This is a genomic window from Halomicrobium sp. HArcht3-1 (assembly GCF_058933345.1).
This window is the reverse complement of sequence record NZ_JBZYDM010000015.1, coordinates 19,260-38,047: the sequence shown is the minus strand read 5'-3', so window position 1 is coordinate 38,047 and position 18,788 is coordinate 19,260. Positions and strand designations below refer to the sequence as shown.

12 protein-coding genes are annotated in these 18,788 nt (G+C 63.2%); 4 read left to right on the top strand and 8 right to left on the bottom strand.

Annotated features, from left to right (window positions below):
• Nucleotides 1-12 precede the first annotated feature (12 nt).
• The gene (locus tag AC5FRW_RS18205; protein WP_493569884.1) at nt 13-2,742 is read right to left on the bottom strand and encodes a methyl-accepting chemotaxis protein; all 2,730 of its coding nucleotides are present in this window, start codon (nt 2,740-2,742) and stop codon (nt 13-15) included.
• 210 nt (nt 2,743-2,952) lie between these two features.
• Between AC5FRW_RS18205 and AC5FRW_RS18200 the strand changes: the two genes are divergently transcribed.
• Nucleotides 2,953-3,387 (top strand): Hsp20/alpha crystallin family protein, encoded by a 435-nt coding sequence (locus AC5FRW_RS18200; RefSeq protein WP_493569883.1) that lies wholly within the window; start codon nt 2,953-2,955, stop codon nt 3,385-3,387.
• On the opposite strand, the gene AC5FRW_RS18195 is transcribed toward AC5FRW_RS18200, so the two are convergent.
• Complete coding sequence (locus tag AC5FRW_RS18195) at nt 3,388-4,062, bottom strand: SOUL family heme-binding protein (RefSeq protein WP_493569882.1); 675 nt, start codon at nt 4,060-4,062, stop codon at nt 3,388-3,390. It abuts the gene before it with no gap.
• 142 nt (nt 4,063-4,204) lie between these two features.
• On the opposite strand from AC5FRW_RS18195, the gene AC5FRW_RS18190 reads away from it, so the two are divergent.
• Nucleotides 4,205-4,918 carry a CPBP family intramembrane glutamic endopeptidase gene (locus tag AC5FRW_RS18190; protein WP_493569881.1) on the top strand — a complete coding sequence of 238 codons (714 nt, stop codon included), beginning with the start codon at nt 4,205-4,207 and terminating at the stop codon, nt 4,916-4,918.
• Here the strand turns inward: AC5FRW_RS18190 and AC5FRW_RS18185 are convergent.
• On the bottom strand, nt 4,903-5,778 hold the full coding sequence (locus AC5FRW_RS18185; protein WP_493569880.1) for a universal stress protein: 876 nt from the start codon (nt 5,776-5,778) through the stop codon (nt 4,903-4,905). The two genes, AC5FRW_RS18190 and AC5FRW_RS18185, sit on opposite strands and share 16 nt — an antisense overlap.
• Before the next feature lie 112 nt (nt 5,779-5,890).
• Here AC5FRW_RS18185 and AC5FRW_RS18180 point away from each other — a divergent pair, with 112 nt between their 5' ends.
• The gene (locus tag AC5FRW_RS18180) at nt 5,891-6,958 is read left to right on the top strand and encodes an aldose 1-epimerase (protein WP_493569879.1); all 1,068 of its coding nucleotides are present in this window, start codon (nt 5,891-5,893) and stop codon (nt 6,956-6,958) included.
• A gap of 31 nt (nt 6,959-6,989) precedes the next feature.
• On the opposite strand, the gene AC5FRW_RS18175 is transcribed toward AC5FRW_RS18180, so the two are convergent.
• The gene (locus AC5FRW_RS18175) at nt 6,990-9,605 is read right to left on the bottom strand and encodes a tail fiber domain-containing protein (protein ID WP_493569878.1); all 2,616 of its coding nucleotides are present in this window, start codon (nt 9,603-9,605) and stop codon (nt 6,990-6,992) included.
• Between the two features lie 1,003 nt (nt 9,606-10,608).
• Between AC5FRW_RS18175 and AC5FRW_RS18170 the strand changes: the two genes are divergently transcribed.
• Nucleotides 10,609-12,726, top strand: a complete 2,118-nt coding sequence (locus AC5FRW_RS18170) for a glycosyl hydrolase family 18 protein (RefSeq protein WP_493569877.1) — start codon at nt 10,609-10,611, stop codon at nt 12,724-12,726.
• Between the two features lie 522 nt (nt 12,727-13,248).
• On the opposite strand, the gene AC5FRW_RS18165 is transcribed toward AC5FRW_RS18170, so the two are convergent.
• From AC5FRW_RS18165 to AC5FRW_RS18150, 4 genes are all read right to left on the bottom strand, one after another.
• Nucleotides 13,249-15,240 (bottom strand): glycosyl hydrolase family 18 protein, encoded by a 1,992-nt coding sequence (locus tag AC5FRW_RS18165; RefSeq protein WP_493569876.1) that lies wholly within the window; start codon nt 15,238-15,240, stop codon nt 13,249-13,251.
• Nucleotides 15,241-15,427: 187 nt separating this feature from the next.
• Nucleotides 15,428-16,177 carry an IclR family transcriptional regulator gene (locus tag AC5FRW_RS18160; RefSeq protein WP_493569875.1) on the bottom strand — a complete coding sequence of 250 codons (750 nt, stop codon included), beginning with the start codon at nt 16,175-16,177 and terminating at the stop codon, nt 15,428-15,430.
• 66 nt (nt 16,178-16,243) lie between these two features.
• On the bottom strand, nt 16,244-17,392 hold the full coding sequence (gene dgoD / locus AC5FRW_RS18155) for a galactonate dehydratase (RefSeq protein WP_493569874.1): 1,149 nt from the start codon (nt 17,390-17,392) through the stop codon (nt 16,244-16,246).
• Nucleotides 17,393-17,488: 96 nt separating this feature from the next.
• Nucleotides 17,489-18,709, bottom strand: coding sequence for an aminotransferase class V-fold PLP-dependent enzyme (locus AC5FRW_RS18150; RefSeq protein ID WP_493569873.1), 1,221 nt, complete (start codon nt 18,707-18,709; stop codon nt 17,489-17,491).
• Nucleotides 18,710-18,788: the final 79 nt, after the last annotated feature.

The window sequence follows — 18,788 nt, the reverse complement described above, 5'->3', positions numbered from 1 at the left end:
CACCGGCAGCGACTACTCGTTTTCGTCGCCCGATTCGCCGCCGTCGACGGTGAGCACGTCCGTCTCGACGGTCACGTGACCGGTGTCTCTGGGCTGGTGCCGTGCCGGTGGCTGTGCGTCGTCCACGTCGTCGCCGTCCTGCGAAGTCGCGTCCTCGTCGACGATTTCTCGCTCTCGGTCCGTGTTCGCCCCACTTTCTTCGCCAGCCGTCGAAATCGCTGCCCCCTCGCCGCGCTCGATTGCCGCACGGATTTGGGCCTCCACGTCGTCGCCGTCCGCCGGAATCGCGTCGGTCTCGGCATCGTCGCCGAGGGGCCGGCCCTCGCTGTCGTCATCGGTCTCGGCCAGTGTCACGTCAGGCCCGGTCGTGTCGGTGTCGAAGCCCGCCAGTCGGTCGGTGAGTCCGTCCGCGTCGTCGGTCAGCGTGTCGGCGCTGTCGGCGATGGCGGCCACTGCGTCGGTCTGGGCGGCGACTGCATCCTCGGCCCGGTCGGCGTCGGCGTCGGTGCGTTCGCTGATCTCGGTGACGCCGTCGACCATCGCGACGACTTCCTGACTGGCCTCGGCCTGACTGTCGGTCGCGTCGTCGATCGACTGGACGCTCTCGTTGGCGCGCTGGACGGCCTCGCCCAGTCGCTCCAGCGAGTCGAGGCTCTCCTCGATCGTCTCGATGCCCTCGACGACGTGCTGTTGCATCTCGCGCACGTCGGTGGCGGTATCGTCGGTGGTCGCCCGGACGCGTTCGATCCGATCCTCGATCTCCGCTGTCGCCGCCTGTGTCTCGGTCGCGAGGTGCTTGACTTCGTCCGCGACGACGGCGAAGCCCTCGCCGGCTTCCCCGGCCCGGGCGGCCTCGATCGAGGCGTTCAGCGCTAGCACGTTCGTCTGCTCTGCGATGTCGTCGATGAGGTCGACCACCTCGCCGATCGCGGCGATTTCGTCTTCGAGGGCGGCCATCGCGTCGACCGTCTCGGCCGTGGTGGATTCGAGTCGATCCAGCGTCGCCACCGACTCCGTCGCCAACTGCGCGCCACGCTCGCCCTCTCGTGCGGCCTCGCTCGCGACTGTCGCGGTCTCGTTGGCCGAAGCGGCGACCTCCTCGATGGTCGCCGAAAGCTCGCTCATCTCGTCGCCGATCGCCTGAAGGCGGTCGTACTGGGTCGTCGCTCCCTCGTCGATCCGCTCGATGGCGTCGTCGACTTGCTGGCTGGCCGACTCCACGTCCTCGGCACAGGTCGCGACCTGCTGGCCCGCCGCGGCCACGCTGCCGGCGAACGTCTGAATCTCCTCGATGGTCTCTTCCATCTCTGCGAGCATCGCGTTGCACGACTCGGCGATCTCGGTCATCGCCGCGCTCTGGCCGTCGGGGTCGAGCCGCCGGGTCAGGTCGCCGTCGGCGACGTGGCGCATCGCCGCCGCGAACTCGTCGGCCTGCGCTTCGAGGTGGTCGCTAAGTTGTTCGGCCTCTCGCCGGGCGGTCTCCGCTTCCTCGCGGGCCGCATCGAGATCGTCGATCATCGTCTCCAGATCGGTCCGCATCTGGTCGAGCGCGACCCCGAGTTCGCCCGGCACGTCGTCGTCGAGGACGGGGGCGTCGAAGCGCTGGGCCGCGATGGCGTCGGCCTGCTCGGCGACCGTCGAGAGGTAGGCGTGGATGTCGGCCACGGAGTCGACGACTTCGCCGAGTTCGTCCGTCCGGTCGCTTTCGGGCACCTCGGCGTCGAGGTCGCCAGCGGCCACCGCACCGGCGTAGTCCGTCAGTCGGTCCAGCGAGCGGACGGTGTTTCGTCCCAGCGTAAGACCGACGGCTCCGAGACCGAGCACGACGACGCCGACGAGGACGACGAGCGGTCGGGTCACGGTTCCGACGAGTGCGTAGGCGTTCGCCCTCGGGGCGTGGACGACGACCGTCCAGTCGGTCCCGGCGACCGGCGCGTAGGCGACGAGCGTGTCTTCGCCCTCGGCGGCGGTCGCGCCGTCGAGGACGCCGCTCTCGTCGGCCAGTCCGCGCTGGATCGCCTCGGACTGGACGCCCGCCCCGGCGACGTATTCGGTACCGATCGCGCCCGTGTCGTTGGCGAACGCGATCCGGCCGTCACCGTCGACGACCTGTGTGGTGCTGCCCTCGACCGGACTTCTGAAGCCGGCAGCGACCCGTGATACGTCCGCCAAGAGGACGACCGCCTTGTGCTGCTGTGCGGGCACCGGACTGACGAAGGCCATGACCGTCCGGCCGTCGCCGAGGCTGTACGGTTCCGAGACCAGCACCGTATCGATCTGATCGAACGTCACGTCGTCCTGTGCCCACGGATCACCTCGCTCTCTGAGGTTCTGGTGGGAGAGCGTGTTCATCGTCGTCGATTCGACCGCGGCACTCTCCGTATCGATGTAGTGCAGCGCGACCACGTCGTCGGGCAGATCGTTGAACTCGGAGTTCAGTGTCGAGGCCACCGCACCGGTCGCGAGCCAGTGATTCTTCGACACTTCGCGGGTGACGAGTCGACGCTGGTCTACCCAGTTTTCGAGATCGTTGGCGGTCAGTTCGCCGACGGTCTGGAGTTCGCTATCCACGTCGTCCTCCAGTTCGGTCGCCACCGCCTGCTGGGTGTAGACACCGACGGTCGCCGTCACGAGCAACAAGATCGCGAGGGCGATGCCGAACTTCGCCATGTAACTCCCTCGTAGTCTCGCGGGGACTATCCCACTGCTCCCGGTCCCGATCATCCCGCGCAGATCTGTCATCGCTCTACGGATCGCCGAAGACCGGCCTAAATATTTCCTGCCAAATATCAGTCTAAAATTTCACTCGGGAGTACTATATACGTGAATGCATGCGTGAATCTCCCACACCGATACGACGTGATTACCCTTCGAAAGCACGACCAACTTCGACCGCCGTCGTCGAAAGCTCGGTATAACAAAGCCCGACTGGTGGGCCACTCTCGACGTGCTATGTCACAGCGAAACCCCTTCGAGGAACTCGAAGAGTTCTTCGAGCGGATGAGCCGCCAGTTCGACGAGTCGGCCGGTCGATTGGACTGGAGTCAGTGGACGCCCCGTGAACACTCGGCGTCGATGGACCTCGTCGAGCACGACGAGGAGTTCGTCGTCACGGTGGACCTGCCGGGCTTCGAGAAGGACGACATCGACGTGCGAATCAGCGACCAGACGCTCCACATCGACGCGGAACGGTCGTCCGAGACCGACGATCAAGAGGCGACCTACGTCCACCACGAGCGAAGCCACGAGACCGTCTCCCGACGGATTCACTTCCCGGACGCCGTCGACGAGACTGCCGTCGACGCGACCCTGAGCAACGGCGTGCTGACGGTCACCGTCGGGAAAGCCGAACCGGGTGAGGGCAGCCACCGAATCGATATCGAGTAGCTACGCGTCGCCCCACTCGTCGGCGACCGTGACGGCGACCTCGTTGCGTCGCATGAACGGGGGCGTCCACGGGTCGTTGTACTGCCAGACGATCGGTTCGTCCTGCCGTTCGATGTCGTGTTCGTCGAGCACCGCGAGCAACACCGCGCGCGCACTGTCGACGCGGTCCTCGGTCGCGTACCACGAGAACCCTTTCGCGGCGACGGTCCGGGCCGGTTCGATGACGAGTCGGACTTTCGGGTCGGTCGGCGTCGGCGCACTCGCCGGCGTGTACGCCGCCGGGAGGTAGAACGCCATCGTCGCGCTGTCGCCGTCCGCGCCCGAGCGGACGGGCGCGGTCATCGAGACGGTCTCGCTACCGAGCGTTCGCACCGGCGCGGTCACGTCGACCGACTCGCCCCGCGTCGCGACGGGGGTCGTCATCGCCACGTCCTCGCTTGCTTCGTTGGCCCCCGAGATGTAGTCGAAGAGTCGCCGAAACGCGACCCCCTGAGACGGTGCCGTCGTCTCGGCCAGCATCGACAGCGGGTAGCGTCGGATCTCGACGCCGTCGATTTCGTCGACCGTCTCGTAGGGAATCTCGTCGGTACTCCGACTGCTGTAGGCACCCCAGCCGAGCCAGAGTGTGAGCAGTCCGCCAGCGGCCGCGGCCGTCTTCGTGAGTCGAGAGACCATACGGGACGTACGGACGCCGCCAGCAAAAGACTAGGCTGAGTAACAGGACTGGCTCGCGTTTCGACCACCCGCCCGTCTCATCGTCACCTGTACACAGCGTGTGTCAGCGTATACTTACTTGCCCGACGGCCGTTAGATCGGTATGGCATTCGAATCATCTGCCTCGCCGCGGTCGGTCTGGCTCGCCCTCGAAACCATCGTGCTCGTGGCCCTCGCGTTCCTCGTCGCGAACCTCGTCGGCGCGGTGTTTCTCGTCCCGCTTTTCGCGCTTGGCTACGATCTCACGACGACGCTGGTCGTCCTCGCCGGGACGGCCGTCGGGCAGTTCGTGTTTCTGGCGGTCGGCTACGGTTACGTGCGCGCTCGCGGGGTCCCGGTTCCCTTCGCCGTGCCGTCGGTGTCGGCCGTTCCCGTCGTCGTCGGTGGCGTTCTCGCCGCGCTGGCGGTCGCGATCGGTGTCTCGCTGGTGCTCTCGGCGCTGGACCTCGTGCCCGGTTCCGTCGTCGGTGAGGTCGCGGCAGCCGACCCGACCTTCCTGCTCGGACTGGCTGCCCTCTCCGTGATCGTCGTCGCGCCGGCCGAGGAGCTGCTCTTTCGCGGTGCGATTCAGGGACGGCTACGGACCCGCCTCGGTCCCGGCCCGGCCATCGCGGGCGCGAGCCTGCTCTTTGGCTCGCTGCATCTCACGAACTACACCGGCCGTGTCGGCCCGATCCTCGCCGGCGCGGCCCTCATCGCCTGCGTCGGGGCAGTCTTCGGCGCGGTCTATGAATACACGGAGAACCTCGCGGTCCCGATCGCTGTCCACGCCGTCTACAACGTCGTGTTGCTGGTCACGGGCTATCTGTCACTCTGACCTTCTGCCTCGGTCTCGGGCACACGGACCGAGAGCACCGGCACCGGTGCGGTCCGCACGAGCTTTTCGGTGACGCTGCCAAGCAGATACCGGTCCAGTCCGGTCCGGCCGTGAGTTCCCATCACGACGAGATCGATCTCGTTGTCCTCGACGTAGTTGTTGATCGACTGATGTGGCGTCCCGAACATCACCTGTTTCCTGATCGTCTCGATGCCGTTCTCGTCGAGTTCGGCAGCCAGATCGTCGAGTGCATCGGTCGCGTTGTCTTCGAGCGAGTCGACGAGGATGTCCGAGCGCACGTCGGCCCCGAGCGCCCGCGTGTCGACGACGGAGAGTGTGTGGACCGTCGCATCGTACGCCGTCGCGATCGCTGCTGTCGGGCCGAGTGCTGCGTTCGCCCCGGTGCTGCCGTCGGTCGGGACGAGAACGTTCTCGTAGGGGAGTCGACCGATCTCGTCGTCCGTCACCGTCAACACGGGCACGTCCGAGAGGCGAACGACCTTCTCGGCGACACTCCCGAGGACGAACCGCTGGACACCGGTCCGGCCGTGGGTGCCCATCGCGATCAGGTCGGCCTCGACCTGCTCGGCGTACGCACGGATCTCCTCGTCGGGATACCCCGTTCGGACCGTTCGCACCGTCTCGATGTCGCCGTCGATGTCGTCGGCGGCCTCCCCGACGAGTGCCGACGCCTCCGCTTCGAACGGATCGACGTCCGGTGCCGTCTCCAGATCGCGCACGTCGACGACAGTCAGGACGTGGACCGTCGCGTCGAAGTGGTGGGCGATGTCGACGACGTGATCGAGCGCCAGTGTAGCATAGTCGCTGCCGTCGGTCGGGACCAGAATCGTCTCGAACATACTCCCCGGTTCGCCACCCGCGCTCATTATTGTTGGCAGTGTTTCACTCTGGGCCGACGCCGGTCAGCCGTTAGAACGGTCTTTATATACCAGTCGGTCGACACCCTCGCGTATGGGCTATTTCGACGAGCGACCGAGTATCTCGACCGACTTCACGTATCGGGGGATGGAGACGGCGATTCTGGAGAACCGTCACCTTCGCGTGATGGTGGTGCCCGGCAAGGGGGGCGACATTCTGGAGTTCCGCGACAAGCGCACCGACGTGGACGTCCTCTATCACGCCGACTACCAGTGGGACCCGCCCGCAGACCGACGCACCCCGTCGACGGAGATGACGTGGAACGAGCACTACCCCGGGGGGTGGCAGCTGAACATTCCCGTCGCCGGCGGTCCGATGTCGATCCCGGGCAACCGCTACGATCATCACGGCGAGAGCGCCCTGATCCCGTGGGACGCGACCGTGACGCAGGACGACGACGAGGCGGTGTCACTGGAACTGACGACACGCCTCCGACGATACCCCTTCGCCGTCACGCGTGAACTCACACTGCCGGCCGGCGAATCCCGCCTCGAAATCGACGAATCGGTCACCAACGAGGGCGAGTACGACCTCGAATACGTCTGGCAGCACCACGTCGCCCTCGGGCGGCCGCTGCTCGGTCCCGCGGCCCGCTTCGACGTGCCCGCCGGCGAGAGCTACATCGACGACTACCCGGAGAGCCACGAGACGAACCGACTGGCCGGCGACCAGCACTTCGAGTGGCCGATTGCCGAAGGGGACAACGGCGACCAGATCGATCTCAGCGAGTTCCCGCCGACCGACAGCGAGATCCACGATCAGGCCTACCTGCAAAACGTCGAAGACGGCTGGTACGCCGTCACGAACACCGATCTCGATCTCGGCTTCGCGCTGTCGTACCCGGCCGAGCACTTCGAGTCACTGTGGTACTGGCAGGCCTTCGGCGGCATGGACGAGTCGCCGTTCTGGGGGCGCAACTACACCGCCGGCATCGAGCCGACGACCGCGTATCCGGGCCACTCGTATCCCGATGCCCAGCGTGAGAACGGGACGATGAAGACACTCGATGCCGGCGAGACCGTCGAAGTGTCGCTGGCAGCGAGCACCTACGGCGGCCGCGAGCGCGTCGACGCTGTCGAGGACGGTCGCGTCGTCGAGTAATCGCTGCTCGCTCGCTGCGTTCTGACGCCCGTTACTCGTCCAGATCGAGTGCCGCTTCGACCCGTTCGAGTCGGCTTTCGAGTTCGTCGATGCGTTCGTCTTTCGCCTCGACTTTGGCTTCGAGGTCGTCGCGGTCGGCTTCGAGTTCCTCGCGGTCGGCTTCGAGATCGTCGATCCGTTCGGCCTGCTGTTTGATCCGCTCGTCTTTCGTGTCGAGCCGTTCGGCGAGTCCTTTGATCGCAGCGAGCGCGACGCCGGCGGTGTCGAGCGAGGCGATGTGTTTGTCGTCGCCACCGAGCCCGAACGCCTCGTAGAAGTCCTCGGCCATCGGTCCAACGTGGCGAATGCCGGCGTTTTCGTCCTCGTAGCTCCATTCGCTGATCGACAGTGACTCGACCGTTTCGAGGACCGACGGACCATCGACCGGCGTAATGTTCTCTTTGACGGTTCGACTCGAACTGTTCGTCCACGTGCCACCGGTCGTCAGGTACGCGCCGGCGGATGTGTTGATCAGCTTGGGGGTGGAGTCCGTGTAGAAGTCACCGGCTGGGCCACCGTCGTCGCCGAGGTAAATACCCTTGCCCGCCTGCACGACGAACTGATTGTCGGCCTGTGATCGGACCGTCGTCGTCGTCCCGTCACCCCATACGAACGCACCGTCGTGGTTGGTCGCTGGGTCGCCAGAGGTCTTGGTTTTCGCGTCCCGACCAGCAGCCATCGAGTACTGTCCGGTCGCGTAGCTGTCACTCCCTCCGATGACAGTCGCGTGTCCGGCCGTCGCGCTGTTGCCCTTGCCGCCGCCGACGGTCGCGTGGTTCCCGCCCGCGCTGTTGTTCTGTCCACCGCCGACGGTCGAGTAATTCCCTCCCGCGCTGTTGTTGTTTCCGCCACCGATAGTCGAACTGTTCGCGTTCGCGCTGTTGCTCTGACCGCCCCCGACGGTGGCAGACTGGGCTGTCGCCCCGTTGTTGTATCCGCCGCCGACTGCGGCATACAGTCCCGACGCGCCGTTGTTGTTTCCGCCGCCGACCGTCGCGTCGTCCGCACTTGCGGTGTTCGACCGTCCGCCACCGACGGTCGTGTAGTTCCCGTTGACGCTGTTTTCGAGGCCATTGTTCGCACCACCGCCGGCGATGACGACACCGACGCCGCTGTTGATGACGTTGTTCTGGTGGCCGCCGAGAATATTTCCGCCTGCGATGTTATCGTTATTGTCCTTTTTCGGGTCTCCGAGTTGCAGCGTCCGCTGGCTCGTGTCGGTCTGGAAAGTGAGTGCCTGTCCCGACCCCGATCGGATCGGGTTCGTCCCCATCTGCAACGGCTGACTCAGCGTGAGCGGGCCGCCGCTGGTGAGCGTCATGTGCGTATTGCCGCCCGCGCCCTGTATCGCGTCGGCTTGCACTGTCGCCGCGTCGATCCCGGTGTAGGGACTGACCGGTTCGAGCAGATCGTCACCGTTGCTATCGACCATATTCGGCGTGGCACCCGACACGTCGAGTTTGTCTTCCGTGGTGTCGACGGTGATGTTCTCGCCAGCGATGTCACCCAGATTGATCTCGGTCCCGGTGACGGCGTTGCTCGCGATCTTGGCGGTGGTGACGCTGCCATCGGCGAGTTCGGTGGTACTGACGCCACCCCCGTCGATATCGACTGAGGTCGAGCCACCGAGTGCGACCGATCCCCCGCCGGTCAGGCCAGTCCCGGTACTGACCGTCACTGCGTCGTTTTCGAGCCGTCCCTGTGGGATGTAGCCTGCGGAGGTATCCCAGATGGTGGTCGCGCCGTCGGCGAGGTCGTTCGCCGAGAGATCGAGGACCGAGTCGAGCACGACGTTGCCAGCGTTGTTGGTGATCGTGTTACCGCCGGTGTCGAGCGTCTGACCGAGCGTGAGCGGGCCGCCGCTCGCGAGCGTCAGGTGCGCAGCACCGCCCGCGCCCTTGATCTCGTCGGCCTGAACCGTGGTCAGGTCGACGCCGGTGTAAGGGGCGACCGGTTCGAGTAGATCATCTGCGTCGGCGTCTGCCCACGGTCCCTCTATGGCGACGGTGTCGGTGTTCTCGGTCACCGACAGTGCGCCACTGGTCGTGAGACTCCGAAACACCAGATCGACGTCTGTCTTTCCTTTGAACAGTCCCGCACCACTCCCGGCGTTCGAGGCTGTGTTCGCTTCGCCGACGCTGTCGGCGTCGATGGTCACCTCGTCGGTGGTACTCGACAGCGAGATGTTGTTGCCCCCGACGAGCGATCGAAACCCGAGCGTCCCACCGGCGTTGCTGGCGAACACGCCACTCCCGTTGCCGCGGTTGCTCGCGCCCGTGACTGCCGTTTCGAGCGTTCCGTTCGTCTCTGAGAGTCCATCCCCCAGCAGTTCTGTAATCGATGTACCGCCCGTGAGACCCCCGTTGAGCGCCTCCACGTACACCTCTTTGACGGGGTCCGTACTCGTTCCCAGTTGCCCCTGTGGGTCGGCACTCGCGCTGCCGGCAGCATAGCCTCCGAGTCCGATCACACCCAGTGACTGAAGGATGCTCCGACGGGAGAGACCACTCCGACCGCGTCCTGTCGTCCCGTCTTCGAGTCGCCTGGCATGCTCTTCGACGAGTGCTTCGAGTTCTGCAATCCGCTGTTCGAGATCTGATGCAGTCATATGCTCTGTTACCTTTGTAGCCGCTGACGCGGTCGCGGTTCAGGAAGGACCCATCCCGAATCGTCCCCGTGACACCGCAGGTTCGCGTCCGTTCGTGACGTTTCTAGTACTCTCATACCCACGTATGAGTGTATTGGCTAATTCGTCATTACAAAATAATGTATAGTTGCTAACTCGTCGCATTCGATCGGTCATCGTTTTGCTTCTCTCCGTTCACTCGCCACCCCATCCATTTACTCCAAACGTCATATATAAAAATATTACATTACTGGTGCAGACGGTCTCCCTCGACACTCTTCGACCACTGTCGTCACTCGGTAAATTGACTCGCTCGAATTGATTCACTACGAAAAACGGCCAGTAACAACTCTAAATCGAACCTCGTGACCCCTTATCGGATAAGCTGTCGATGCCGTCCGACAGATTCCGACTTCGATTGTCGACGAATACGGTTCTATCAAAATTCTTATAGCTTCAGTTTTATTATGTGGTTCTGACTATTTCTTTCGAGCAGTGCGCCACTGGAGCCGTCCGTTTCGTTGTTTCATAATAGTGCATTCATGGCAAGTCCGATTCCGAACCCTAACAGCAATACCTGTGTTATTGTCTTCGCCTGATTCGAGTTATGAATCCCGATATCAGCGTGATCCTGCTGTTTGGCAGCGGTCTAACCGTATCAACGACTGGGAACGCCCCTTTATCCACTAATGTGAAATAATGGTCGTTTTCGCTCTCTGGGTCTCCGTGGAGGGCGGTGTTTTGCACGCCCGGTTCGATATAGATTCGCCAAGTGTTTCTTTATAGAAAATAACGGCGCGCACACTCTGTTTATGTTAGGATCTAAATAAAAACGACATTCGACCATTATAATTATAATCGTAGAACTCAGTTGTGAAAAACAGCGTACGGGCGACAATGAGACTGCGGTGTCACTGGTGGGGTGGGAGCTACCGTCGATACCTCCCCGGTGTCCAGTCTGTCTGCCGGCCGTACGGGGATACACATGAAACGACAAACATCAGCGATCACGATGGCGCTTCTCCTCGTCATCACGAGTATTGCAGCCGGGGTGACGGGGGTCGCATCGGCAGCCAATTGCTCGGACGCTCCCGAGTACGAAGGAACAGTGCTCTACGAATCGGGTGATCAGGTCACCCACGACGGCGCACTGTGGACGGCAGAGCTTTCGACACGGGCGGTTGAACCGTCGAGTGACAGTGCGTACTGGAGCAAGGTCGGTGACTGTGACGGCTCGTCGGACGACGGCACGGCGACGCCGACACCGTCTCCGACGCCAACGGACACGCCGACGGACACGCCGACGGACACGCCAACGGATACGCCGACAGACACGCCAACGGACACGCCGACAGACACGCCGACGGACACGCCGACGGGCGACTACCCGCAGTGGGATTCGTCGGTCGCGTACTCCGGTGGCGACCGAGTGACCTTCGACGGCGCGGTGTGGGAGGCCAACTGGTGGACCAAGGGTGACGAACCCGGCGCCGGTGGGGACTACGGCCCGTGGAACAAGGTAAGCGACGTTGGCACCGACACGCCGACGGATACGCCAACGGACACGCCGACGGATACGCCAACGGACACGCCGACGGATACGCCGACGGACACGCCGACGGATACGCCAACGGACACGCCGACGGATACGCCGACGGATACGCCGACGGATACGCCGACGGACACGCCGACTGATCCGGGTGAAAACGCGTCCGTCGATGACCACGACAAGCGCGTCGTCGGGTACTACGCGAGCTGGAAGGCAGAGAAGGGTGGCGGCTATCCGCCGTCCGAAATTCCGTGGGACCAGGTCACGCACGTCAACTACGCGTTCCTGGACACGCGACCCAACGGTGAAGTCTTCATCCCGAGCGACTACCAGAAAGAGCAGCTCGAAGAGCTGAGCGAACTGAAGAAAGAGCACCCGGACACGAAGCTTCTCCTTTCGATCGGTGGCTGGGCTCGTTCGCGTAACTTCTCCGATGCCGCGTTGACGGCCGAGCGCCGACAGCGCTTCGCCGAGACGTCGGTCGCGATCATGGAGAAGTACAACTTCGACGGCATCGACATCGACTGGGAGTACCCGGACCGACGTGAGACGTGGAACTACGACAACTGGTCGGCTCCGTCCGACCACAAGTTCGCGCGTTCGAGCGACACTAAAAACTACAACAAGCTGTTCGCAGCGGTCGACGGCGAACTCGAAGCACGCGGTCACAGTGACGGTCTCGTGACTTCGGCCGTGCCTGCCTCGCCGTGGTTCGCTGGTGGGTACGACCGATCGGAGATGTCGAAACACGTCGACTACGTGAATCTGATGGCCTACGACTTCTTCTGGCCGTCACGCGACAACACGGCACACCTCGCAAACCTCTACGACAACGCCCCAAGCTCGGTCGCCGAAGGTGACCGCGTCTCGGTGAACAAGGCGGCCCAGATCTGGGCTGCATCGTTCGGCGCTGATAACGTCTCCGTCGGTCTGCCTGCGTACGGCCGCTCGGCAAAGGGTGTCGAAGAAGGCAGCGACGGTGGTCTCTACGAGTCGAACCCGGTCAAAGCCGCGATGGGATCGAGTAACGACCCAGCGGACGCTGCAGAAGCTGGTGCGTTCCCCAACGGCACGTGGGATAACCCCTACGGCATCTACAGCTACTGGGACATCAAGAAGAACCTCGTCAACAACGAGTCGTGGGACTACTACTACAGTGAAGAAGCCGTCGCGCCGTGGCTTTACAACGCCGAACGCGACATCTTCCTGACCTACGAGAACGAGCGCTCGATCAGCACGAAAGCCGACTGGATCGACAACGCTGATCTCGGCGGTGCGATGATGTGGGAACTCGCCAACGACCGCAACGAGACGCTGCTCAACACGGTCAACAAGAACCTTGCCGACGGAACCGGTGACGGACCGACGAAAGGTGCCGACAAGGTTGGTTGCGTTCCGACGCTCGAATCACAGAGCAGTATCGCACCGAATCAGCTGATTCGGTACAACGGCTCGGTCTACAAGTGGCAAAGTGACAAGACGATGTGGAGTCCGCGCGAGCCTGCACCGTGGAACGACTTCGAGAAAGTCGGTCCCGCCGAGTGCAGTAGCTAACGACCGACTTCACCGATTCGATCCTTTTCTTTCGACGCATCGATCGACAGTGACGACACTCGTTTGTCGTGGTACCTCTGCCCGACTGGTGCGTTCACCTGCCGGTGACTCCGTTGGTGTCTCCTTCGACGGTGCTCGTGGACAGTCGGCGTGCGCTGTCGGTTGTGCCGTCGAGTTGGTGGCTCGGAAATCACGCCGTCCCCAGTTTGAACGGAATGCGTACCGCACTGTGAACAGTGGCGTCGTTCGAACCAGCGTGAGCGCAGCGAACCAAGTGGTTCGAGACACCCGACGGACCTCTCGTCGTGTGGGAACTATTCGATCAGGGACTGTCGAGCGGGGCACGGACGTTCAGTGCACTGGCTTGCGGTCACGCGAGCGAGACAGTCCAATATACAACGCTTCACTCACCGCATTCGCGCAGTGATCGATGCGCTGTCGGCACTGGCCGTGATACAACCATCTGCTCGTTTGCCGGGCAGCGCGAAAAATGAGCCGCGATCTCGAACGAATCGGCGTCGATCAGTCGTTCAGTTCTTGGTTGGTCTCGTCGAGGAGCACTTCGTTCCGGTCGCCGTTGAACTCCCAGAACATCACGCCGCCGTAGTCGTTGGATTCGACGTACTGGGTCTTGATACGGATCGATCGTTCGTTGTCGTAGCTGATGAGAATGTCGTCCGTATCGGAGTACACCCACGGCGTCTTGGTCTCGTTGTCCCAGTAGTACTCGTACCCGGACGTGCCGTTGAAGTTCTTCTCTACGTCCCAGTAGTCCTTGATGCCGTTGTCGCTGCCCCAGCTTCCCTTCGGGGAGCCACTGAACGACTGGTACATGCCGTCGCCGCCATCGGCGACGTTGGCGTAGCTACGGCCGTAGAACGGGAGTCCAAGCACGAGCTGGTCGCTCGGCATTCCGTTGTCTTCGTAGGCCGTCATCCCTGCCTCGATGTTGAACGTCGCGGCGTTGTCCGACGGATCGTCGCTCGCCTCGTACAACGGTGCGTTGTGGTTCGTCTTGCTGTCGAACGCACCGTGGTAGTCGTAGGTCATCACGTTCACGAAGGTCAGGTCCTCTTCGAGCTTGTTCAGTTCGAGTTCCTGTGCCTTCGAGGGCGATGCCTTCGTCGCCATCGTCAGCTGGTACTCTTTGCCGTCCGTTTGCTCGGCGGTGTCCAGTTGGGTCCGAATCTCGTCCATCAGGAGCGTGAAGTTCTCCACGTCGCCGTCACGCACCGTGTTGCCGGACTTGCCACCACCGCCGGGGTACTCCCAGTCGACGTCGATGCCGTCGAAGTTGTGCTTGCGCATGATCGCGATCGAGGAGTTTGCGAAGCGCTCACGGCGCTCCTCGGTCGCGGCCGCGTACGAGAAATTCTCCGAGAGCGTCCAGCCACCGATCGACAGCAACATCTTGGTATCCGGGTGGTTCGCCTTCCGCTGTTCGAACGCGTCGAGGTTCTTCGGGTCTGCGTACGAGTCGAAGTACGAGACGTTGCCGTTCTTGGCTACCTTCAGGAACGCGTAGTTGAGGTGCGTGATCTTATCGAGTGGCACGTCGCTGGGCATGTAGTTGCGGTCGTAGCGCGACCACGACGTGTAGTAGCCGACGACACGATCCTCGCCGGCACTGTTCGTGGTACCGACTTCGACGGTCACCGACGCACTGTCGGTCGCCCCGTCGTCGTCCGTGACAGTCAGCGTCACGGTGTAGGTGCCGTTCGAACTGTAACTGTGTGACACCGCGGAGCCGGTGGCGCTCGCGCCGTCGCCGAACGTCCAGTCGTACGACGCGATCGAACCGTCGCTGTCAGCGGACCCCGAGCCGTCGAAGCTGACGGACTCGCCTGTGGCGACCGTCGTCGAAGACGCCGACACCGATGCGCTCGGTGCGCTGTTGGTCGGGGTTGCAGTCGCGGTCGCCGTTGCAGTCGCCGTCGGGGTTGCAGTCGCGGTCGCCGTTGCGGTCGGCGTCGGTGTCGAGTCGATGGGACGGACCTTCGTCCACGGGCCGTAGTCCCCACTGGAGCCGGGTTCGTCACCCTTGGTCCACCAGTTGGCCTCCCACACCGCGCCGTCGTGTGTGACACGGTCACCACCGGAGTACGCGACCGACGAATCCCACGCCGGGGGGAGGTCCCCGCTCGGCGTGTCCGTTGCGGTCGCCGTCGCAGTTGCGGTCGCGGTTGGCGTCGCAGTTGCGGTCGCCGTCGCAGTTGCGGTCGCGGTTGGCGTCGCAGTTGCGGTCGCCGTCGGCGTCGCCGTGCCGTCGTCCGACGAGCCGTCACAGTCACCGACTATGCTCCAGTACGCACTGTCACTCGACGGCTCGACGGTACGGACCTCCAGTTGGGCTTCCCACAGCGACCCGTCGTGTGTGACACGGTCGCCGGCTTCGTAAAGCGTCGTTGAGTCGTATTTCGGTGCCGTTGAACAATCGGCAGCCACGCCCACCCCGGTAAACACCGATGTGACGAGCAGGAGGCTGCACAGTATCGTGATCGACTTTCGTTGCATGTTGTATCCCACTGAATGCGCTGGCTTCCCATGCCAACTGCGTACAGCGTACACAGATAGATGATTAATGATTATTAAATTCGATGGATATATACACAATTCTGTTAGTTATTTTAATCTCGAAAACGGTGGTAACGGTTGGTCAGTAGCAGACGAACGGCTGTAGCGGGACAGTTGGCGACCGCCGTCACTCGATGGCGGCTTCGATGTCCCTGACGGTACTCAGCAACATACCCGGTACGTCCTCTTCGAGGCGTTTGCTCGACAATCGACTCGCGGTGCCCGCGACGTACACGGCACCGAGGTAGTTCGGGAACTCGATGGGGACGGCCACACCGTTCAGGTCGGACCGTTGTTCGGACCGGGCGAACGCGATACCACGCTCGCTGATCCGGCTCAGTTCGGTCGCCAGTCGCTCCCGGTCGGTGATCGTATCGGGCGTCATCGACACGAGCGAGTCTCCCAGTACCTCGTCGACCGTCTCGTCGGAAAGCTGCGAGAGGATTGCTTTCCCGGCGGCACTGCAGTGGAGGTGTCGCGACGTGGTCAGAGACCGGGGATCGGTGTGCTCTCCCACTGCGGTGTACACGTCGACTGCCTGATTGTCGTGAAAGAGGACCAGCCCGGCCGTCTCGCCGATCGTATCGGTGAGGTTATCGATGGCCGGCTTGGCCGTCGTGTAGGGATCGAACGTGGACTTGACGTGTTCGCCGATGTCGATGAATCGAGGACTCAATCGGTATTCGACGCCGTCTTTGTCGACGTATCCCTCGGACCTGAGCGTGTTCAGGTGTTTGTACACTGTACTCTTCGAGATGTCGAGTGCCGTCGCCAGTTCGGTAATGCGGACGCTCCCACCGTTTTCGGTCATATACTCGACGATCCTGAACGTCTTGCCGAGTGCCGTCAAGGTCCCGCTTGTTTCCCCCGTTGCCATGCCCGTAGATTGCGAGTTTAGCGTGATAAATGTTCACATTCTCGACCCTCGACGGACGCCTCCCGGCTACCAGTCGGCGATCGAGCCGTCTTCGTGTCGCCAGATCGGGTTGTGCCAGTTCACCTCGGTTTCGGCTCGCTCCTCGACGAGTGACTGATCGATGTCGACGCCCAGTCCCGGTTCGTCGAGCACCTCGACGTAGCCGTCTTCGAAGACGAACTGATCGTTCGCGACGTACTGGTACGTTCGGTCGCTCGCCGGTAAATGAATGTCGAACCCGTGGTCCTGAATGAAGAAGTTCGGTACCGCCGTGTCGACCTGCAGCGACGCCGCGAGTGCGATCGGCCCCAGCGGACAGTTGGGAGCGATGGCGACGTCGTGGGTCTCGGCCATGTTCGCGATCTTGATCGTCTCCGAGATGCCCCCCGCGTGGGAGACGTCGGGCTGGACCACGTCGATCGAATCGGTTCCGAACAGTCGCTTGAAGTCCCACCGCGAGTAGAGTCGCTCGCCCGCTGCGATGGGCGTCCGTGTCTGTGCTGCGATCGCCGGCAGGTGCTCGGTGTGTTCCGGCAGCACTGGCTCCTCGACGAACATCAGGTCCAGTTCGCTCAGCCGGTGGGTCAGCGTCTTCGCCATCGACTTCGAGACGCGCCCGCGGAAGTCGACACCGATGTCGACGTCGTCGCCGACGGCATCTCGGACGCGTTCGACGCGCCCGACGATCTCTTCGAGCGTCTCCCGTGACTCGATGTGGCGCATCTGGTGGGTCGCGTCCATCTTCAGCGCGGTGTAGCCGGCGTCGACGAGCTGTGCCGCCTCGTCGGCCAGTTCGTCAGGTCGGTTGCCGCCGATCCACTGGTAGACCCTGATCTTTTCTCTGCTTCGGCCACCGAGGAGTTCGTGCACCGGCAGACCGTGGTGTTTGCCTTTGATGTCCCACAGGGCCTGATCGATCCCGGCGATGGCGCTCATCAGGATCGGTCCGCCCCGATAGAAACTCCCGCGGTACATCGCCTGCCAGTGGTCCTCGATCCGCCGCGGATCTTTCCCCAGCAAGTACGAGTCCATGATCTCCTCGACGGCCGCCCTGACGGTCTTCGATCGACCCTCGACGACCGGTTCGCCCCAGCCGACGACGCCCTCGTCGGTTTCGAGCCGAAGGAAGAGCCATCGCGGTGGCACCCCGTACAGATCGTAGTCCGTGATTTCCATGGACGGTTTCTCGTGGGGACCGACAATAAGTGTCGAGGATCGGGTGTCGAACCCCCGCTCGTGAGGCGTCGTACTGGCGCTTTCTCTCCGGCTGTGTTACAGGTTCGCTTCGATCCGGTCGACGACGTAGTTCAGTTCGTCGTCTTCCAGACACATCGGGTTGATGACGATCTCGTTGTCGTCCATCCCGTCCGCGCCGACGTACACGCGCGGGTCCTCGGCACGGAGCGCGGCCACGAGTTCCTTTGCCGACGCCGACTCGTCGATCTCGATCTCGACGACGGGGGCGACGTTCTCTCCTTCCCCGCCGGTGACGGTCGTCGACAGGAGATCGTGATCCGACAGCGCCTCGGCAGCACGGGTCGCCTGCTCGTGCCACTCGGCACTGACCGCTTCGTAGTCGAGGTCGACGAACACCTGGAGTGCGCGAATCAGGCCGGCGAGTTCTTCTTTCCCGACTTTCATCGGCCGGCCGATCCCCTGTCGCGGGACGCCGTCGACGGTCTCGGGATCGATCAGTTCACGCGGCGGTTCCCACACGTCGTGTGCGACGTGCATATCGAGGTGCTGGAGGGCGATCGACTGGATCAGGTCCTGCCGGCCGGCGACGATCCCGGTCGTCTGTGGGCCACGAATTCCTTTCCCGCCGCTGAAGACGACGAGGTCGGCCCCGGTCTCGACGAATCGTTCGAGGTTCTCGATGGGCGGTACCTCGGCGGCGGCGTCGACGATCACGGGCACGTCGTGGTCGTGGGCGATGTCGACGACGGTCTCCAGATCTGGCTGGGTGTACGTCTTCTGGACGTAGCCGATGGCGGCCGTGTCTTCGCCGATGGCGCGTTCGATCTCCCACGGCTCGACGTTGGTCGCGCCGGTTCCCAGATGGAAGTCGTTCGTTCCCACGTCGACGATTTCTGCACCCGCTGCCCGCAGCGCGTGGTCGTAGCCGGTCCGATGCGTCCGGGGCATGATGATCTCGTCGGCCAGTCCGTCGGTGTCGGGGAGCCGGTCCATCGCAGCCACGTCAGAGCCCGCGATGGCGGCGGCCGCCGAGAGGAGCAGGCCCGCGTCGGCACCCGATGTCACGTAGCCCGCTTCGGCACCCGTCACGTCGCTGATTAGTTCACTTGCCCGTGCCTGCAGGTCGCCAAGTTCGACGAATCCCTGTGCGGCACTGTTCATCGCGTCCAGTGCCTCCTCGCGGATGAGGCTCCCACCGATGCGGGTCTTGGTTCCCGCAGCGTTGATAACTTCGCGCACCCCGAGTTCCTCGTAGATGTCGACCGGTTCCACGGCTGGTTCCGACTGCTGGCTCATTGTGCTCCTGTCAAGAGCGTGCGTGACTGAATAGATGACGGTTTTCCGCCGATTTCGCCGGCGAGTGGCTGTTTACTGA

Bases quoted from the DNA above. Each gene is read 5' to 3' on its own strand.
- AC5FRW_RS18205 (WP_493569884.1), bottom strand. From the start codon at position 2,742: ATGACAGATCTGCGCGGGATGATCGGGACCGGGAGCAGTGGGATAGTC.
- AC5FRW_RS18200 (WP_493569883.1), top strand. From the start codon at position 2,953: ATGTCACAGCGAAACCCCTTCGAGGAACTCGAAGAGTTCTTCGAGCGG.
- AC5FRW_RS18195 (WP_493569882.1), bottom strand. From the start codon at position 4,062: ATGGTCTCTCGACTCACGAAGACGGCCGCGGCCGCTGGCGGACTGCTC.
- AC5FRW_RS18190 (WP_493569881.1), top strand. From the start codon at position 4,205: ATGGCATTCGAATCATCTGCCTCGCCGCGGTCGGTCTGGCTCGCCCTC.
- AC5FRW_RS18185 (WP_493569880.1), bottom strand. From the start codon at position 5,778: ATGTTCGAGACGATTCTGGTCCCGACCGACGGCAGCGACTATGCTACA.
- AC5FRW_RS18180 (WP_493569879.1), top strand. From the start codon at position 5,891: ATGGGCTATTTCGACGAGCGACCGAGTATCTCGACCGACTTCACGTAT.
- AC5FRW_RS18175 (WP_493569878.1), bottom strand. From the start codon at position 9,605: ATGACTGCATCAGATCTCGAACAGCGGATTGCAGAACTCGAAGCACTC.
- AC5FRW_RS18170 (WP_493569877.1), top strand. From the start codon at position 10,609: ATGAAACGACAAACATCAGCGATCACGATGGCGCTTCTCCTCGTCATC.
- AC5FRW_RS18165 (WP_493569876.1), bottom strand. From the start codon at position 15,240: ATGCAACGAAAGTCGATCACGATACTGTGCAGCCTCCTGCTCGTCACA.
- AC5FRW_RS18160 (WP_493569875.1), bottom strand. From the start codon at position 16,177: ATGGCAACGGGGGAAACAAGCGGGACCTTGACGGCACTCGGCAAGACG.
- dgoD (WP_493569874.1), bottom strand. From the start codon at position 17,392: ATGGAAATCACGGACTACGATCTGTACGGGGTGCCACCGCGATGGCTC.
- AC5FRW_RS18150 (WP_493569873.1), bottom strand. From the start codon at position 18,709: ATGAGCCAGCAGTCGGAACCAGCCGTGGAACCGGTCGACATCTACGAG.